Origin of the sequence: Streptomyces eurythermus (assembly GCF_014649115.1) — a bacterium.
Lineage (GTDB): Bacteria > Actinomycetota > Actinomycetes > Streptomycetales > Streptomycetaceae > Streptomyces > Streptomyces eurythermus.
Genome location: NZ_BMSK01000005.1, coordinates 319,231 through 336,644 on the forward strand (window position 1 = coordinate 319,231; position 17,414 = coordinate 336,644).

The 17,414-nt window shown below is 73.0% G+C and carries 15 protein-coding genes; 3 read left to right on the plus strand and 12 right to left on the minus strand.

Annotated features, from left to right (window positions below; translation table 11 throughout):
- Positions 1-45: 45 nt before the first annotated feature.
- From IE251_RS11655 to IE251_RS11695, 9 genes are all read right to left on the minus strand, one after another.
- Positions 46-843: an HAD family hydrolase gene (locus IE251_RS11655; RefSeq protein ID WP_189752805.1), complete on the minus strand. Its 798-nt coding sequence runs from the start codon at positions 841-843 to the stop codon at positions 46-48.
- Complete coding sequence (serS, locus tag IE251_RS11660; protein ID WP_037702252.1) at positions 840-2,117, minus strand: serine--tRNA ligase; 1,278 nt, start codon at positions 2,115-2,117, stop codon at positions 840-842. Before serS ends, IE251_RS11655 begins: the two co-directional genes overlap by 4 nt.
- 552 nt (positions 2,118-2,669) lie before the next feature.
- Positions 2,670-3,602 (minus strand): prephenate dehydratase, encoded by a 933-nt coding sequence (gene pheA, locus IE251_RS11665; protein ID WP_189752806.1) that lies wholly within the window; start codon positions 3,600-3,602, stop codon positions 2,670-2,672.
- A gap of 170 nt (positions 3,603-3,772) precedes the next feature.
- Positions 3,773-5,053, minus strand: a complete 1,281-nt coding sequence (gene efeB, locus IE251_RS11670; protein WP_189752807.1) for an iron uptake transporter deferrochelatase/peroxidase subunit — start codon at positions 5,051-5,053, stop codon at positions 3,773-3,775.
- An 8-nt stretch (positions 5,054-5,061) separates the two neighbouring features.
- Entirely contained in the window at positions 5,062-7,236 is a 2,175-nt protein-coding gene (locus IE251_RS11675) for a copper resistance CopC/CopD family protein (protein WP_189752808.1), read from the minus strand.
- Positions 7,237-7,249: 13 nt separating this feature from the next.
- Positions 7,250-7,717: a copper chaperone PCu(A)C gene (locus IE251_RS11680; protein ID WP_189752809.1), complete on the minus strand. Its 468-nt coding sequence runs from the start codon at positions 7,715-7,717 to the stop codon at positions 7,250-7,252.
- Entirely contained in the window at positions 7,714-8,367 is a 654-nt protein-coding gene (locus IE251_RS11685) for an SCO family protein (protein ID WP_189752810.1), read from the minus strand. The genes IE251_RS11680 and IE251_RS11685 overlap by 4 nt, the downstream gene beginning before the upstream one ends.
- A gap of 103 nt (positions 8,368-8,470) precedes the next feature.
- Positions 8,471-9,199 (minus strand): YcnI family copper-binding membrane protein, encoded by a 729-nt coding sequence (locus tag IE251_RS11690; RefSeq protein ID WP_189752811.1) that lies wholly within the window; start codon positions 9,197-9,199, stop codon positions 8,471-8,473.
- 167 nt (positions 9,200-9,366) lie between these two features.
- Positions 9,367-10,215, minus strand: a complete 849-nt coding sequence (locus IE251_RS11695; RefSeq protein WP_189752812.1) for a hypothetical protein — start codon at positions 10,213-10,215, stop codon at positions 9,367-9,369.
- Positions 10,216-10,421: 206 nt separating this feature from the next.
- On the opposite strand from IE251_RS11695, the gene IE251_RS11700 reads away from it, so the two are divergent.
- Positions 10,422-10,865: an ATP-binding protein gene (locus IE251_RS11700; protein WP_189752813.1), complete on the plus strand. Its 444-nt coding sequence runs from the start codon at positions 10,422-10,424 to the stop codon at positions 10,863-10,865.
- A 25-nt stretch (positions 10,866-10,890) separates the two neighbouring features.
- Here IE251_RS11700 and IE251_RS11705 read toward each other — a convergent pair whose 3' ends face one another.
- Both IE251_RS11705 and IE251_RS11710 read right to left on the minus strand, forming a co-directional pair.
- Positions 10,891-12,375, minus strand: coding sequence for an aminopeptidase P family protein (locus tag IE251_RS11705; protein WP_189752814.1), 1,485 nt, complete (start codon positions 12,373-12,375; stop codon positions 10,891-10,893).
- Between the two features lie 174 nt (positions 12,376-12,549).
- Entirely contained in the window at positions 12,550-14,067 is a 1,518-nt protein-coding gene (locus IE251_RS11710) for a PP2C family protein-serine/threonine phosphatase (RefSeq protein ID WP_189752815.1), read from the minus strand.
- Between the two features lie 492 nt (positions 14,068-14,559).
- Between IE251_RS11710 and IE251_RS11715 the strand changes: the two genes are divergently transcribed.
- Positions 14,560-15,225, plus strand: coding sequence for a bifunctional DNA primase/polymerase (locus IE251_RS11715; protein WP_189752816.1), 666 nt, complete (start codon positions 14,560-14,562; stop codon positions 15,223-15,225).
- Between the two features lie 55 nt (positions 15,226-15,280).
- Positions 15,281-15,859 carry a hypothetical protein gene (locus IE251_RS11720; RefSeq protein WP_229896703.1) on the plus strand — a complete coding sequence of 193 codons (579 nt, stop codon included), beginning with the start codon at positions 15,281-15,283 and terminating at the stop codon, positions 15,857-15,859.
- A 286-nt stretch (positions 15,860-16,145) separates the two neighbouring features.
- Here IE251_RS11720 and IE251_RS11725 read toward each other — a convergent pair whose 3' ends face one another.
- Positions 16,146-17,108, minus strand: coding sequence for a DUF5926 family protein (locus tag IE251_RS11725; protein WP_189752817.1), 963 nt, complete (start codon positions 17,106-17,108; stop codon positions 16,146-16,148).
- Positions 17,109-17,414: the final 306 nt, after the last annotated feature.

Below are 17,414 nucleotides of genomic sequence, written 5' to 3' on the forward strand. Positions count from 1 at the left end.
GCTCTGCCGCGACAGCGCTGCCTCTTCGCGTCGCTGCTCGGCGGGCTACGCCAGCAGGCGTTCCAGGACCACCGCGATGCCGTCCTCCTCGTGGGAGGCCGTGATCTCGTCGGCCACCGCCTTCAGCTCCGCGTGGGCGTTGGCCATGGCCACGCCCCGGGACGCCCAGGCGAACATCGGGATGTCGTTGGGCATGTCGCCGAAGGCGATCGTGTCGGCCGCCTTCAGGCCCAGGCGGCGGGCCGCCAGCGACAGTCCCGTGGCCTTGGACAGGCCGAGCGGGAGCAGCTCCACGATGCCCGCGCCCGCCATGGCCACCGTGACGAAGCCGCCGGCCGCCTGCCGGGCCGCCGCCGCCAGCTCGTCGTCACCCAGTGTCGGGTGCTGTATGTAGATCTTGTTCAGCGGCGCCGCCCACAGGTCGGAGACGTCCGTGAACGGGGTGCCGGGCAGCCGGCCCGTGACCGTGTAGCCCTCGCCGACCAGGACCTCGCCGTCCAGGCCGTCCCGGCTGGCCGCCAGATACAGCGGCCCGACCTCGGCCTCGATCTTGGCCAGGGCCACGCCCGCCAGCTGCCGGTCCAGGGTGACCGAGGTCAGCAGGCGGTGCGCGCCGGCGTCGTACACCTGGGCGCCCTGGCCGCAGACGGCGAGACCGTCGTAGCCGAGGTCGTCCAGGACGTGCCGGGTCCAGGGGACCGCGCGGCCGGTGACGACGATGTGGGCCGCGCCCGCCGCGGTGGCCGCGGCGAGCGCGTCACGGGTGCGCTGCGAGATCGACTCGTCGGAGCGCAGCAGCGTTCCGTCGAGGTCGGTGGCGATGAGCCCGTACGGGAAGCTCACCGGGACACCGGCTCCAGGACCTCGCGGCCGCCCAGGTACGGGCGCAGCACCTCGGGGACCCGGACGGAGCCGTCGGCCTGCTGGTGGTTCTCCAGGATCGCCACGATGGTGCGCGGAACGGCGCACAGCGTGCCGTTGAGCGTGGCCAGCGGCTTGACCTGCTTGCCGTCGCGGACCCGGATGGACAGCCGGCGGGACTGGAACTCGGTGCAGTCCGAGGTCGAGGTCAGCTCGCGGTACTTGCCCTGGGTCGGGATCCACGCCTCACAGTCGAACTTGCGGGCGGCCGAGGAGCCGAGGTCGGCGGAGGCGACGTCGATGACGCGGAACGGCAGCTCCAGCGAGGTCAGCCACTGCTTCTCCCACTCCAGCAGGCGCTGGTGCTCGGCCTGGGAGTCCTCGGGAGCGACGTACGAGAACATCTCGACCTTGTCGAACTGGTGCACGCGGAAGATGCCCCGGGTGTCCTTGCCGTGCGAGCCGGCCTCGCGGCGGAAGCACGGGGAGAAGCCCGCGTAGCGCAGCGGCAGCCGGTCGGCGTCGATGATCTCGTCCATGTGGTAGGCCGCCAGCGGGACCTCGGAGGTGCCGACCAGGTACAGGTCGTCCTTGTCGAGGTGGTAGACGTCCTGGGCGGCCTGGCCGAGGAAGCCGGTGCCGGCCATGGACTGCGGGCGCACCAGCGCCGGGGTCAGCATCGGGGTGAAGCCGGCCGCGGTCGCCTGCGCGATCGCCGCGTTCACCAGGGCCAGCTCCAGCAGGGCGCCGACGCCGGTGAGGAAGTAGAAGCGGGAGCCGGAGACCTTGGCGCCGCGCTCGACGTCGATCGCGCCGAGCAGCTGGCCCAGCTCCAGGTGGTCCTTGGGCTCGAAGCCCTCGGCGGCGAAGTCGCGGATCGTGCCGTGCGTCTCCAGCGTGACGAAGTCCTCCTCGCCGCCGACGGGCACGTCGGGGTGGACGAGGTTGCCGAGCCGGAGCAGCAGTTCCTGGGTCTCGGCGTCGGCCGCGTCGCGCTCGGCGTCGGCGGCCTTGACGTCGGCCTTCAGCTGCTCGGCGCGCTTGAGGAGTTCGGCCTTCTCCTCGCCGGCGGCCTTGGGGATCAGCTTGCCGAGCTGCTTCTGCTCGGCGCGCAGCTCGTCGAAGCGGACGCCGGAGGACCTGCGCCGCTCGTCGGCAGACAGGAGGGAGTCGACGAGCGCGACGTCCTCTCCACGGGCGCGCTGGGACGCGCGCACACGGTCGGGGTCCTCACGAAGCAGGCGAAGGTCAATCACGAGGCCAAGGCTACCGGTGCCGGGTCTCGGCTCACGAATCACTATTACGGTGAGTTCGCATTCACGGCTTACGTTCCGTTATGCGGTAATTGCCGGAGGTGTTCCCTCCGGGGTGCCTCGGGTCAAGGCGAAAGTGTCTCACTCCCTGGGACGGGGCAGGCCGCGGGTGTCCGGTTGACCCGATTCCCTTGTGGAGAACGGGATTTGGCGAGCTGGTTGTCCACAGAGATCCACACCCTCTCGAAAGTTATCCACAGGCTGTGTGGAAGATCTGTGGACTCAGGAATTGATCACTGCGGAAAGTCTCGCCAGGCCGAAGAATTCCCGGCCCAAACGTCGTCGACGCCCACTTTCGGGTGGAAAACGGTCGCCCTGAAAGATGAACCAACGGAAACAGGTGGACGAAGGGTGGGTCGGGGAGCGGTGGCATGGGTCGGCTCCCGTAGGGCGATTTGTCGACCCTGTACCCGTCCCCTGTCGACTTGTCCCCAGGTCGAGAAGGGCACCTGTGGATAACTTCTGTGGATAACGTTCGTCAGGCCGTATGACCGGTCAGAAGCGGCCGTCCTGGCAGCGCGCCACCCAGTCCGCCGCCGCCATGAACTCCTCGTCCGACGTCCCCGGCAGGGTCGGCCGGGCCTCGTCCGGTGTCCTGTTCGCCTGCGGATAGGAACCGAGGAAACGCACCTGGAGGCAGATCCGCCGCAGTCCCATCAGCGCCTCCGCCACCCGCCGGTCGGCGATGTGACCCTCGGCGTCGATGCAGAAGCAGTAGTTGCCGATGCCCGCGCCGGTCGGCCGGGACTGGAGCAGCATCAGGTTGATGCCGCGCGAGGCGAACTCGCCGAGCAGGTCGCGCAGCGCGCCGGGATGGTCGTCCCGCTGCCACAGCACCACCGAGGTCTTGTCGGCGCCGGTGGGCGCGGCGGGCCGGGCCGGGCGGCCGACCAGCACGAACCGGGTCTGCGCGTTCTCCGCGTCGTGAATGCCGGTCTCCAGCGCCTCCAGGCCGTACCGGGCGGCGGCGAACTCGCCCGCGAAAGCCGCGTCGTAGCGGCCCTCCTGGACCAGGCGGGCGGCGTCCGCGTTCGAGGCGGCCGACTCCCAGACCGCGTCCGGGAGGTGGGCGCGCATCCAGTTGCGCACCTGCGGCTGGGCCGCCGGATGGGCGGAGACCGTCTTGATGTCCGCGAGCTTCGTGCCGGGCCGGACCAGCAGCGCGAAGGTGATCGACAGCAGCACCTCGCGGTAGATCATCAGCGGTTCGCCCGCGACCAGCTCGTCCAGGGTGGTGGTGATGCCGCCCTCGACGGAGTTCTCGATCGGTACGAACGCGGCCTCGGCCTCGCCGGCCCGGACCGCGTCCAGCGCCGACTGCACCGACACGTACGGGATCAGCTCCCGGGTGGCCGCCTCCGGAAGCGTGCGCAGGGCGACCTCCGTGAAGGTGCCCTCCGGGCCGAGATAGGCATAGCTCGCTGGCATGGTCCTCACCCTAATGGCCGCGGAGGGGCCCGTCGCGGGTGTCTCGGGAATACCACTCGGCCGGGTGGTTTGAACCCGGTTCGTCCACCAAGCGGCCCCGGGTTCGTCCCTCGAGCGGCCTATGGCTCGTCCCTCGAGCGGCCCACGGTTCGTCCCCCGAACCGCCGCGGTCATCCCTCCAGCAGCCGCTGACCCACGTACTCGCCCCTCGCCGCCCCGCCCGGCACCGCGAACAGTCCGCTCGCCTCGTGCCGGATGAACGGGGACAGCGCGTCGCCCCGGTCGAGCTTGCGCTGCACCGGGACGAAGCCCCGCAGCGGATCGGCCTGCCAGCAGATGAAGAGCAGACCGGCGTCCGGGGTGCCGTCCGCGTCGATGCCGTCGTGGTAGGAGAAGGGCCGCCGCAGCATGGCCGCGCCGCCGTTGCGGTCGGGCCGGGTGATCCGGGCGTGCGCGTTGAGCGGGACCAGGTAGTCGCCCTTGGCGTCGGCCTTCTCCAGGTCCATCGGGGTCGTCTCGGTACCGCCGGACAGCGGCGCCCCGTCGGCCTTGCGCCGCCCGATGACCTGCTCCTGGGCCGTGGTCGACAGCTTCTCCCAGTCGTCCAGGAGCATGCGGATGCGGCGGACGACGGCGTAGGAGCCGTTCGCCATCCACGCCGGCTCGCCGGAGGCGGGCACGAAGATCCGCTTGTCGAAGTCGGCGTCCGACGGCTTCGGATTGCCGGTGCCGTCGAGCTGGCCCATGAGGTTGCGGGCCGTCATGGGGTGCGCGGTGGCCCCCGGGCTGCGGTTGAAGCCGTTCATCTGCCAGCGCACCCGGGCGGCCGCCCCCGCGTCCTTCTGGATCGCGCGCAGCGCGTGGAAGGCCACCAGGGCGTCGTCCGCCCCGATCTGCACCCACAGGTCGCCGTCGCTGCGGGCCTTGTCGAGCCGGTCGGAGGAGAAGTCCGGCAGCGGGTCCAGCGCGGCCGGCCGCTGCTTCCGCAGACCGGTCCGGTCGAAGAAACTGTGGCCGAAGCCGAAGGTGACGGTCAGCGAGGACGGCCCCGCGTCCCGGGCCACGTCGGTGTCGTCGTGCGGGGCGGGCTCGCCCGCCATCAGCCGCTCGGCCGTGGCCGACCAGCGGCGCAGCAGGGCCGCCGCCTCCTTGCGGCCCGCGCCCGGCGCCAGGTCGAACGCGACGAGATGGCCGCGTGCCTGGAGGCCCTCGGCGATGCCGGGCTGATGTTTCCCGTGAAACATCGCCCGGCCGGCACCGAGCGCGGTCAGCGGGGTGGCCCCGGCGGGCGCGGCGGCATAGCCCACGGCCCCGCCGGCCGCGCCGAGCACGAGCCCGGTGGCGCCGGCGGTGCCGAGCAGAGCACGCCGGGAGACACCGCTCGGGCGGGCCCCCGGCTCCGCCGCCGACGTGTCGGGGGTACGGACCTGGGAGAGGGACTGGTCGGGCATGGTGCGGTTCAGCCGATCTGCGCGTTCTTGGAGACGGTGGCCTGATCGATGTCGGAGGTGCGGACCGTGACGGCGATCTTCCAGTTGCCGGCCACGGGGAGCTGCACCCCGTTCGCCGACCAGTGGCCGGTGGTGATGTGGTCCGGGTTCACCGGGAGCGGGCCGATCTTCTGCGCCTCCAGGGTGAAGGAGATCTTCACCTCCGGGACGTCGAAGGCCCGGCCGTTGGGCCGCTGGACGTAGACGTGCATCGTGTTGCCGCCCACCTGCGCGGGGTCGAGGTCGACGCGGACGACGCCCTTGCCGTCGGTGCCGCCGGTGTCGAACGGCATGTCCAGGGTGAGCGCGCCCGAGGCGGCCGAGGTGCCGGAGCCGGCCGGGGACGAGGTGGCCGCCTTGGCCTCCTGCTCGGTGCGGCCCGGCTCGGTCTGGGTCAGCGCGGTGGTGACGGCGAGCAGCACCAGGGCGACACCGGCCTCGGCGAGCACCGAGCGGCGCAGTCCGAAGCGGTTCTCGTCGGCGTCGCGCAGCCGCTTGCGCCGAGCGGCGTCGACGGCCGCGCGCTGCCGGGCGAGCTGGGCGGCCCGCCGGGCGTCACGGGGGTCTCCGGCCTTCCCGTCCGTGCCGCCGCCCCCGGTAAAGCCGCCGGGCTTCCCGTCCGCGCCGCCGCCCCCGGTGGGTTCGTCGGCCTTCTTGCCTGCGCCGCCGCCACCGGTCGTCGTGGCGGCCGGGACCTGCGCTCGGACGCCGGCGGGCGTGCCGCGCTCTTCCCGGGCCGGGGCCGGCTGTCCGGCGTCGGCGGCCGGGACCAGCTCCGTCCGCTCCGGCTCGGCGTCACCGTCCGGGACCGGATCCTTCCGGGTGCCGGCGGCCGCGACCGGATCCGTCGGCTCCTGGCCGGCGACGTCGGCCGGGACCAGCTCCGTCCGCTCCCGCTCCGCGTCCGCGCTCCGGTCGGTGAGCCGTCCCGTCCACCGGCGGGACAGGCCCGCGATGCCGACCAGCACCGCCACCAGGGCGATCTTGGCCAGCAGCAGCTGCCCGTAGCGGGTGTCGGTGAACGCCGACCAGGAGCCGAGCTGCCGCCAGGACTGGTAGACGCCGGTGACGACGAGCGCGAGGACCGAGCCGAAGGCCAGCCGGGAGAAGCGCCGGACGGCGGCGGCCTCGACCGGGTGCTCGGCGGGCGCCCGGTACAGCGCGGTCAGCAGGGCGGTGAGCCCGCCCAGCCAGGCGGCGACGGCCAGCAGATGGACGACGTCCACCGGCATGGCGAGGCCCGGCTGGAGCCCGGTGGAGGCGTGCTCGGCCATGGCCCAGCTGGTGGCGAGCCCGGCCGCGACGACCACTCCGCCGACCGCGAGCCCGAAGGTCAGATCGCGCTTCTCGGTGACGTCCTCGCGCCGGGTGTAGGTGCCGAAGAGGACGGCGACGAACAGCGCGGCGGCGGCGAGCAGCAGCAGCCGGGAGACCAGCGCGGCCCCGGTCTTGGTCTGGAGCACCTGGCCGAGCAGGTCGAGGTCGAAGACGTCGGCGAACCTCCCGGAGGAGGTGTACGAGCCGCGCAGGAGCAGCAGCCACAGGGTGGCCGCGGTCAGCGCGATCCAGCCGCCGACGACGAGCCGCTGCACGGCCCGTACGCCCGCGCCGCGCTGCCAGCACGCGAGCACGAAGGCCGCGCCGCCGACGAGCACGATGAAACCGGCGTACGACACGTACCGGCCGAACGCGTAGAGCCCCCCCACGACTCCGCCGCCCGCGGCCGGCGCGGTGCCGGTCACGACGGTCTGCGAGGGCGCGCCGACGGAAAACGTGTAGGCGCCGGCGACGGGGTGGCTGTCCGCGGAGACGACCTGGTAGGTGACGGTGTAGGTGCCCTTGGCCAGACCGCTCTTGAGCTTCACGGCATACGTCGTCCCGCTCACGCCCACGGGGCTGCCCGTCTGCACCGGCTTGCCCCGGGGGTCGAGGACGCGCACGGAGTCGTCGCCCATGGCCACCTTCTCGGAGAAGGTGAGCGTCACCTGGGTGGGCGCCGTGCCGGCCACCACCCCCTGCGCGGGGTCGCTGCCGGTCAGCGCCGCGTGGGCGGAGGCGGGTGAGGCGCCCGCCAGCAGCACGCCGGTGACGGCGAGCAGGAGCAGCAGCAGGGTCCGCGGGCGGGGGGCGGTGGTCCGGTTCACGGTGGTCCCTCCCTCAGTGGCCGGTCGACGGGTTGTACGTCGCGGGCTTCACCGGCATCTCGACGGTGAGCGGCCCGGACTTGGCGAAGGTGAGCTTCACGCTGACCGTCTGGCCCTGCTTCGGCGCACGCTTCAGCTGCTCGAACATCAGGTGGTTGCCCCCGCTGCGGAACACCAGCCGGCCGTGCGCCGGTATGCGGAAGGAGGACTCCTCCGCCATGGCCCCGCCGGACGTGCTGTGCATGGTGACCTGCCCGGCGACATCGCTGCTGACCGACGTCAGCTCGTCGCCGGCCCCGCCCTTGTTGGTGATCGTCAGGAATCCGGCGGCCATGTCGGCGGAGACGGGCTGGGGCATGTAGGGAGAGCTGACGGACAGCTCCGCCGTCTTGGAGCCCGAGTCCGCCGCGGACTCCGAGCAGCCGGTGAGGGCCAGCGCGGCGGCGAGCGCGCCCGCGGTCAGGACGGCCCGGCGCCTCACGGGTTGGCTCCCTTGACGAGCTTGGGCAGGTCCCTGGTGTAGTCGTCGGCCGAGGCGTTCTCGCCGTAGAGGACGTAACCGGCGTCGGTCTTCGGGGAGAAGGCGACGACCTGGGTTCCGTGCATGGAGACGAGCTTGCCGTTCTTGTCCTTCTTGGTCGGCTCCACGGCGATGCCGAGGGACCGGGCACCGGCCTGGACCTTGGCGAAGTCGCCGGTCAGGCCGATGAACGCGGGGTCGATGCCCTTGAGCCACTTGCCCAGCTCGGCGGGGGTGTCGCGGTCGGGGTCGGTGGTGACGAACACGACCTTCAGGGCGTCCTGCTCGGCCTTGGGCAGCGCCTTCTTGGCGACGGCGATGTTGCTCATCGTGGCCGGGCAGATGTCCGGGCAGTGGGTGTAGCCGAAGTACACGAGGGTCGGGTGGCCCTTGGTCTCCTCGCGGAGGTCGTACTTCTTGCCGTGGGTGTCGGTGAGGACCAGGGCCGGCTTGTCGAACGGCTGGTCGAGGACGGTGGCGGGCCGGTTCGATTCGGTGCCCCCCGAGACCACGGCGATCGGTGCGTTGTCGTCGTTCCCGCTGCCGCAGGCGGAGAGGGTGAGGGTGGCGGCGGCGAGCAGCGCCGCCGCGGCGAACGTCTTCTTGCGCATAGGAAAATGTCCCAGATGTGTGAACTCCGGCGCGCACCGGGGTCGCGCGAGGCCGCGCGGGGACGGCCCCGCGCGACGCCCGGTACGCGCTGTGGAACGAGGATCAGGCGGCGGTGCGGCGGCGACCCGCGAAGACGCCGAAGGCCACGCCCGCGATGCCGATGACGATGCCGGCCACGCCGAGCACGCGCGCGGTGGTGTCGGTGCCGTCACCGGAGTCCGCGGCGGTCGTGTTCTCGGTCTTGCCGGGCTTGGTGAGGGCGTTCGAGGCGCTCGCCGAGCCGTGCTCGTCCTCGTCGGCGGCGGCCAGCTTCAGCACCGGGGCCGGGTTCTCCGGCTCGTCCTGGCCCTCCTGCGGGACCTCGATCCAGCGGACCACCTCCTTGTCGGAGTAGGTCTGCAGGGCCTTGAACACCAGCTGGTCGGTGTTCTCGGGCAGGGCGCCCAGGGAGAGCGGGAACTTCTGGAAGAAGCCGGGCTCGATGCCCTTGCCGTCGGCGGTCCAGGTGACCTTGCTGACGGCCTCGTCGATCTTCTCGCCGTGCATGGTCAGCGGCTTGGCCAGCTTGGACTTGGTGACGGTGGCCTTCCAGCCGGGCACCGGCTGCGGCATGACCGAGGCGATCGGCTGGTCGGCCGGCAGGCTGATCTCGACCTTGGTGGTCGAGGCGTCGTCGCGCTCGTTCGGGACCTTGACGTCCACGACCGCGTAGCCGCCCTTGGCCGCGGTGCCCTCCGGCTGCACGGTGACGTGCGCGAAGGCGGGGACGGACAGGGCGAGGACGGCCGAGCCGGCGGCGACGGTGGCGGCGGCGATACGAGAAGCCTTCATGGCAGGGAGTACTCCACTCCGGGTGAGATGCGTAGGTGATCGGGAGTACGCGTGCGCGCGGCCCTGCCACTCGGGGCCGGTACCGGTGTGCACGCGCGCGTGCCGCACGACGGCGGCGCCTCCCGGCCGGCTCTCTCGGATCCGGTCGCGGTGGTCGTCGCGTCGTGTCAGGCGGCGAGGAGGAAGGCGGCGGCGGGCGGGCCGCGCCGGATCACCGTGTGCTGGAGTACGGCGGTGTGCGGGGCCGGGGTGTCGTCCCGGTCGGTGCGGTGGCCGCGCGGGCCGGTCCAGGCGTCGGGCAGCAGCCCGGCGCACAGGGCGCGCACCAGCGTGAATGCGGCGCGCAGGGACCGTATGAGCGCGGTCTCGGCGACTCCGTGCGCTCCGTGCGCGGACAGTTCGATCAGCCGCAGCACGGCCAGGTCGCCGCGGCGCAGCAGCCAGCCGGCGGCCACGGCCGCGAGTACATGGCCGAGCAGCATCGGCAGCGAGGGGAGCAGACCGGCCGAGGCGCCCGCGGCGTCGTGGGCGTGCTCCAGGGTGCCCAGGGCCGGCGTCGGCCGGCCCGAGCGGTCGATCAGCCGGGCGTCGAGCAGCAGCCGGTAGGCGTGCCCGGGGGTGAGGGACGACGGGGTCGACCCGCACAGGAGCCGGGTGGCCTGTTCCACCAGCGCGCGGTCGCTCAGCGTCGAGCCGGTGGACCCGGCGGTCATCGCCGCCGTCGGCGCGGCCATCGCCCCGTGCTGGCCCAGCCCGAACAGCGTGTGCAGCACGGTCTGGCCGAGGGCGAGCAGCGCGGCGATGCCCGGCAGCGAGCGGGCCCGCCCGGTGAGCGGGGCCACGAGCAGCAGACAGCCGAGGAAGCCCGCGCCGAGCGTCCACAGCGGCACGCCCGCGCAGGAGGCCAGGGTGTGCCCGCCCGCGGCCAGCGCGACGCAGGCCGCGGCGAACACCGCGGCCCGCAGGAACCGGAGCCCGGCTCCGGGACGCGCCGTGCGCGGGTGGGGGGCAGTCATGGCGGGCTCATCATCCCACTGCCCCTGTCCACTGCCTACGGCAGGTCGGCCGAGCCGCCCCCGATCACCGGTTCGACCCGCCCATACACCGATTCCGGCCCCGGCGCATCGGCCATATGGGCCCGGTCATGCCGACGGAGTGCTTATGGCCGCCCACGCGCGGCAATACGTAACGGTATGTCGAGCCGCGGCCAGGAGGCTGGAGCATGAGCATCTGGTGGTCACTCCATCTGCGGCGCGAGGCCGCGAGCGTGCCGCTCGCGCGACGGCTGCTGATCGGCACGATGGAGACGGCGGGCGTCGACCCGGACATCTCCTACGACCTGTCGCTGGCCCTCACCGAGGCCTGCGCGAACGCGGTCGAGCACGGTGGGGACACCGCGCCCGGTGCCTCGCAGGCCTACCGGGTGACGGCGTACCTCGACGGGGAGAAGTGCCGTATCGAGGTGGCCGATTCCGGGCCCGGTCTGCCCCCCGCCCAGGACCTCGAGCCGGCCCGGGCGGACGCCGAGCACGGACGCGGCCTGTGCCTGATCCAGGAGCTGACCGACCACCTCCACATCGGGGCGAAGCCCGGTCTGGGCGGGACGGTGGTCAGCTTCGACAAGATCCTGAAATGGACGAAGGACCCCTCGCTGCTCACCGCGTGAGCGCGAGGGGTCCTTCGTCATCGGATCAGCCCTTCAGTGTGGCCATCCACGCCTCGACCTCGTCCGAGCGGCGCGGCAGCCCCGCGGAGAGGTTCCGGTTGCCGTCCTCGGTCACGAGGATGTCGTCCTCGATGCGGACGCCGATGCCCCGGTACTCCTCGGGCACGGTCAGGTCGTCGGCCTGGAAGTACAGACCCGGCTCGACGGTGAGCACCATGCCCGGCTCGAGCGTGCCGTCCACGTAGGTCTCGGTCCGCGCGGCGGCGCAGTCGTGGACGTCCATGCCGAGCATGTGCCCGGTGCCGTGCAGGGTCCAGCGGCGCTGGAGGCCCAGCTCCAGGACGCGCTCGACCGGGCCCTCGACCAGGCCCCACTCGACGAGCCGCTCGGCCAGCACGCGCTGGGCCGCGTCGTGGAAGTCGCGGTACTTGGCGCCCGGCTTGACGGCCGCGATCCCGGCCTCCTGGGCGTCGTACACGGCGTCGTAGATCTTCTTCTGGATCTCGCTGTAGGTGCCGTTGACGGGCAGCGTGCGCGTGACGTCGGCGGTGTACAGGGTGTGCGTCTCCACGCCGGCGTCCAGCAGGAGCAGGTCGCCGGAGCGGACCGGGCCGTCGTTGCGGACCCAGTGCAGGGTGCAGGCGTGCGGGCCGGCCGCGCAGATGGAGCCGTAGCCGACGTCGTTGCCCTCCACGCGCGCGCGGAGGAAGAAGGTGCCCTCGATGTAGCGCTCGGAGGTCGCCTCGGCCTTGTCGAGGACCTTCACGACGTCCTCGAAGCCGCGCACGGTGGAGTCGACGGCCTTCTGCAGCTCGCCGATCTCGAACTGGTCCTTGACCAGGCGCATCTCGGAGAGGAAGACGCGCAGCTCCTCGTCGCGCTCGGCGGTGACCTTGTCGGTCAGGGCCGCCTCGATGCCGGCGTCGTAACCGCGCACCACGCGGACCGGGCCGGTGGCCTCGCGGAGCTTGTCGGCCAGCTCGCGCACATCGGCGGCCGGGATGCCGTAGAGCGCCTCGGACTCGGCGAGGGAGTGCCGGCGGCCGACCCATAGCTCGCCCTGGCCGGAGAGCCAGAACTCGCCGTTCTCCCGGTTCGAGCGGGGCAGGAGGTAGATCGTCGCCTCGTGGCCGTCGCCCTTGGGCTCCAGGACCAGGACGCCGTCCTCGGTCTGGTTGCCGGTGAGGTACGCGTACTCGACGGAGGCGCGGAAGGGGTACTCGGTGTCGTTCGAGCGGGTCTTGAGGTTGCCCGCCGGGACGACCAGGCGCTCGCCCGGGAAGCGGGCGGAGAGCGCGGCGCGGCGGCGCGCGGTGTGCGCGGCCTGCTCGACGGGCTCCAGGTCACGCAGCTCCGTGTCGGCCCAGCCGGACTTCATGTTTTCGGCCAGCTCGTCGGAGACGCCCGGGTACAGGCCGTTCTTCCGCTGCTTGACCGGCTCCTCGGGCTCGGTCTCCGGGCCCTCCGCGGTAGCGGAGTCGGGCACAGCCGGGTTGAGCTCGTCGGACACGTGATCCTCCTCGATACGCCAGTGATCTCCCCCGGGGCCCGTGCGCTCCTGCTTGTGGCCGAGCGGGGCCTCCATCATCGTACGGTCGTACCGGGAGCGGGCGGGGGCGGATGACCTGTTATGCCCGGTCATACCGGTCGGCCGGAACCGTCGCCCGGACCGCCGCCGGGACCGTCAGTCGAAGCGGGCCGCCAGCAGGACCACGTCCTCCTCGCTGTCGGCCGCGTCCAGGCCGTCCGGCAGGACCGTGCGCAGGACGTGGTCGGCGACGGCCCCCGGGTCGTGCCGCAGCGCGCGCGGGACGCCCGCGGCGGCGGCGTGCAGCCGGGCGAAGGCGCGGTCCATCGGGTCGCCGGTACGGTGCAGCAGCCCGTCGGTGTAGAGCAGGACCGTCTCCCCGGGCTCCGTCCGCACCTCGGCGCTGGGCGCCTCCCAGCAGGCGAGCATGCCCAGCGGCGCGGAGACGGAGGTCTCGGCGAACTCGGTGCGCCGCTCGCCGATCAGCAGCGGCGGGCTGTGCCCGGCGCCGGCCAGGGTGATCCGGCGCAGCGCGGGCTCGCAGTAGGCGAACAGGGCGGTGGCCGAGCGGGCGGGCTCGGTCAGCCGCAGCAGCAGCTCCAGGTCGGACAGGACGGCGACCGGGTCCTCGCCCTCCATCACGGCGTACGCGCGCAGGGAGGCGCGCAGCCGGCCCATCGCGGCCACCGCGCCGGGCCCGGAGCCGGTGACCGAGCCGACGGACAGGCCGAGCGCGGCGTCCGGCAGCGGCAGGGCGTCGTACCAGTCGCCGCCGCCGCGCGCGCCCGTGCGGTGCCGGGCGGCGAGCTGCACGCCGGGCACCCGGGGCAGCCGGGAGGGCAGCAGCCCGTCGGTGAGGGTCGCCACGCACGCGCGCGTGCGTTCCACTTCCAGCAGCCGGGCCAGGTGCTCGGTGGCGTGCCGGACGTACAGCCCGGCGAGATGGCGGCGGCGCCCGTCCGGCTCGGCCGGTTCGTCGTAGAACCACACGGCGGCGCCGAGGCGGCCGGCGGAGTCGGTGGCGAGGGGCAGGGCGTAGCTGGCGGCGTAGCCGAGGCGGGCGGCCACCTCGCGGTGGCGCGGGTCGAGGCCCTCCTCGGCGAGCAGGTCGGGGTGGACCAGCTCGGCGGTGCCGCCGGTGTCGTACGGCAGTGAGCCGCGCGGCACGGTCTCCATGTGGCCGAGGTCGGCGCGGCCCAGGCCCAGGCCCAGGCTGGTGCGGGGGCCGAGGCCGTCGGCGGGATCCAGGGCGACCAGGCCGCGGCGGGCGCCGACCAGGGCGGCTCCGGCGCGCAGCAGCTCGTGCAGGGCGGCATCGAGCGCGCTGGTGCGCGAGAGGCGCTCGGTGAGTTCGTGGAGGGTCGTCAGATCGGAGACCCAGCCGGCCAGCCGGTCCTGGAGCAGGGTGCCGGGGGCGGGCGAGTGGGGAGCGGGGACGGCGGCGGTGCCCGGGACACAAGGGGCGCCGGGGGCTGGCGGGACGGGCGTCGCAGTGTGGGCGGGAGTGGGAACTGTTGAATCGATTCCAGCCACTTTCGGAGGGTGCGGGGCGTTCATGGTGTCCGGCTTCCAGACCGGCGCGTATTGCTGGAAAGCATCGCAAACCCCCATGTCATTCTGCGCCGCTAGCAGTGTCTCCACATGTACACGCACTCGTGATGGGATGTCCAGCATTGTCCTGCGGGGATTCCTGGTGTCCAAGGGACCCGAGAGGTTTTGCCCGAACCCCTTGCCTTACCGGCAAGTTGGCTGAAAACTGCCTTAGGTATCGGTTCATTGCGGTCGACTGGCCCCGCTCCACGGAGCGTCACAACGGTCGTGATGGGTACGTACTCGGAGAAGGCCAGGGGTGGTTGGGGGCCACCCGGAACCTGGCGACGGACCCGGGCGTCATAGCCACCGACGACCGAGCCCCATCCTCCCGTGGCGGAGGCGGAGAGAAACACGCGCGACGCAAAACGCCAGACTTCGCCACCCCACGCCGCGGCCGTGCTTTTGATAGACGCACTATGGACGCGGACGCGGCCCACGCTCGACCCCCCTCGGGGTTCCCATGCCGTGCGCGGGGTGTGATGCGCCATCAGGTACGCACAGTGAAGTGATCGACACATGGTGTGATGAAGCCCACGGTGTTGCCAGCGGTGCAACGGAAAGGAACGAGCGCTCATGCGCGAGATCCTCGGAAGGCGACGCAGGCTCCTGTCCAGGCGGAACGGCGGGAAGCCCGAGCAGCTCGGCGCGGCCCTGACCTTCGCGACGGAATGGCAGTGGCCGGTACTCCCCGGTGTGGCGCCGGACCCGCAGGGGCGGGCCCGCTGCGCCTGCCCCGACCCGGAGTGCACGGTCCCCGGCGCCCACCCCTTCGACCCCGGACTGCTCGCCGCCACCACCGACGCGCGCATGGTGCGCTGGTGGTGGACCAACCGGCCGAGCGCTCCGGTCATCCTGGCGACCGGGGGCCGGGCGCCCTGCGCGGTCAGCCTGCCGGCCCTCGCCGCCTCCCGCGCCCTCGCCCTGCTCGACCGGCGCGGCATGCGGCTCGGCCCGGTGGTCGCCTCGCCCACCCGCTGGGCGCTGCTGGTGAAGCCGTACTCCATGGAACAGCTCGGCGAACTGCTCTACGCCAAGGACTTCGTCCCCGGCTCCCTGCGCTTCCACGGCGAAGGCGGCTATATCGCCCTGCCCCCGTCCGAGACCGGCCAGGGCGCCGTCCGCTGGGAGCGCGCCCCGCTGCCCGGCTCGGCCGCGCCCTGGGTGCCCGATGTGGAGGCCGTGGTGGACGCCGTGGTCGACGCCCTCACTCGTACGGGTGTGAGCGCGCCGGAGTTGTAGGGGTGTCGGGCGCTGCCGGGGCGGGCGGGGCCCGCCCGCTCGTTATCTTCCGGACATGCTGCGTCATTCCGGTGGCCACCGCGCCCCACAGCCCCGCCACCGCGGGCAGCGCCCGCGCCGGCCGCGGCTGCTGCTCGCCCTCGGGGCCGTCGTGGCGGCCGCGGCCGCGCTGCCGCTGACCGTGGCATCCGCGGGACAGGTGGGCGAGGCCGGCCGGACCGCCGCACCGACCGCTGTCCGGGCCGACGCCAAGACCGGCGCGCACGGCGCCCGCCGCTCCCCCTTCCTGCTCGGCATCGGGCTCGCCACCGCCGCCCGCTGCGGCCCGGCGCTCACCTCGCCGGACGGCATCGAGGCCCAGACCTGTGTGCTGACGCAGGGCGAGGACACCTGGGCGCGCACCTACTACCGCAACGCCACCGGCAGAGCGCTGGATTCGCTGCTGAGCCTGATGGGACCGGGCGGCCGGGCCGTCCAGACCCGCTGCGCCACCGGGACCGGCGACGAGCCCGCGACCTGTGAGACACCGCGCGAACACCTTCGGGGCCGGCCGGACGCCTACACGGCCGTCACCGAGTTCGCCGAGCGGGGCGGGAACGGCGCGCTGCTGCTCCGCTCCGGCAGCAACACCTGAGGCTTCCCGGGCAATTGACGCTCCGCCCGGCTCCGTACACCGGTGCGGGTACGTCCGGGGGGCGTGGCCGCGGGCATGGAAAGGCCCGGTTGCTGGCGACGGGGGATGCACCAGCAACCGGGCTACAGGAACGGTAACAAGAGATCGGCGGTTCGCAAATTCGGTCTTGCCGATTCGGACACCGATTTTCCGGAAGAAGCGCCGAGTTGTGACACGAGTCACCCTCCGCGCGGTCCGGTGGCACGGCCCGCCGGCCGGCCGGCCGTGCCTCCCCGCGTACGGCGCGTCAGCTGAGCGTGACCTGCCGGTTGGTCAGTCCGCCCCGGGCCCGGCGCTCCTCCGGAGTGAGCGGTTCCGCCACGGCGAGGGCGGCGGCGAGACGCTCGGCGAACTCGGCGGCCGGCTGCTCCACGTCCTTGGCCGAGATTCCGCTCGGCAGGTCCCAGACCGGCACGGTGAGGCCGTGAGCACGGAAGGAGCCCACGAGCCGGGTGCCCTCGCCGAGGCTGGAACGGCCTGCCGCGTGCAGCCGCGCGAGAGCGTCCAGAAGCTGCTCCTCCGGGTGCGGCATGACCCAGCGCAGGTGGTTCTTCTCCGGGGTCTCGCACCAGTAGGCGGCGTCCACGCCGGACAGCCGCACGGTCGGGATCGCTGCGGCGTTGGCCCGCTCCAGGGAGGCGGCCACCTCCGGGGTGGCGTTCTCCGCGTCCGGCACCCAGAACTCGAAGCCGCTGTGCACGACCGGCCGGAAAGCCCCCTCCGGGTCCAGCAGGTCCTGCAGCCGCGGGCCTTCGGCGGGGGCGCGGCGGCCCTGCACCGGGGTGCCCGGCTCGGCCTCCAGGGCGCGCAGCAGGGTGTCGGCGAGGTCGCGGCTGATGTCGCCGGACGCCGTGTCGTTCTGCAGGCCGAGCAGGACCGAGCCGTCGTCCCGGCGCAGCGCGGGCCAGGCCATCGGCAGCACCGTGGCGAGCGTGACCGACGGGACGCCCTCGGGCAGGCCGTCCCGCAGGGTCAGTTCGGCCGTCGCGGCCGGGACCAGCTCGCGCAGCGCGACCCAGTCGCACTCGCCGGGCAGTCCCTCGAACGGGCGGTGCACCAGCTCGGTCGCGGCGTGCGCGGCGGCCCGGCCGTGGCAGGCCTTGTAGCGCCGGCCGCTGCCGCAGGGGCAGGGTTCGCGAGCGCCGACAACCGGGATCTCCCCGTCGATCAGCTGCGGCTTGGCCTTCGTCTGGGGGCGCTTCTTGGCCATGGTGGGTGTCTCCCGGTTACGGCTCTTCTCGTACGTCGGGAGCCTAGCCGTTCGGACCCTGACCGACGGGAACCTGTGGACAACGTACGGGCGCTCGACCGCTGGGAGGGGGGAACAGGGAACAGCCGGTCGAGGTACGGCGGTTCCTGTCCGCGCCGTCGATGCCCGTCGATGCCCGCCGATGTCAGCCGGTGGACGCGTACCCGGGTGCGCCTGTGCCCGACTTCGCTCGCCGGGGACTGCCGGCGTCACCGGCGGCCCGTGCCGTGTCGGTCGCGGTCAGTCCAAGTCCTCGAACGCGTCGGC

What these genes read in the sequence shown, in the direction of transcription:
- IE251_RS11720 (WP_229896703.1), top strand. Translation starts at nt 15,281, where the DNA reads ATGCTGCGTCATTCCGGTGGCCACCGCGCCCCACAGCCCCGCCACCGC.
- IE251_RS11700 (WP_189752813.1), top strand. Translation starts at nt 10,422, where the DNA reads ATGAGCATCTGGTGGTCACTCCATCTGCGGCGCGAGGCCGCGAGCGTG.
- IE251_RS11715 (WP_189752816.1), top strand. Translation starts at nt 14,560, where the DNA reads ATGCGCGAGATCCTCGGAAGGCGACGCAGGCTCCTGTCCAGGCGGAAC.
- IE251_RS11710 (WP_189752815.1), bottom strand. Translation starts at nt 14,067, where the DNA reads ATGCTGGACATCCCATCACGAGTGCGTGTACATGTGGAGACACTGCTA.
- IE251_RS11685 (WP_189752810.1), bottom strand. Translation starts at nt 8,367, where the DNA reads ATGCGCAAGAAGACGTTCGCCGCGGCGGCGCTGCTCGCCGCCGCCACC.
- IE251_RS11690 (WP_189752811.1), bottom strand. Translation starts at nt 9,199, where the DNA reads ATGAAGGCTTCTCGTATCGCCGCCGCCACCGTCGCCGCCGGCTCGGCC.
- pheA (WP_189752806.1), bottom strand. Translation starts at nt 3,602, where the DNA reads ATGCCAGCGAGCTATGCCTATCTCGGCCCGGAGGGCACCTTCACGGAG.
- efeB (WP_189752807.1), bottom strand. Translation starts at nt 5,053, where the DNA reads ATGCCCGACCAGTCCCTCTCCCAGGTCCGTACCCCCGACACGTCGGCG.
- IE251_RS11695 (WP_189752812.1), bottom strand. Translation starts at nt 10,215, where the DNA reads ATGACTGCCCCCCACCCGCGCACGGCGCGTCCCGGAGCCGGGCTCCGG.
- IE251_RS11725 (WP_189752817.1), bottom strand. Translation starts at nt 17,108, where the DNA reads ATGGCCAAGAAGCGCCCCCAGACGAAGGCCAAGCCGCAGCTGATCGAC.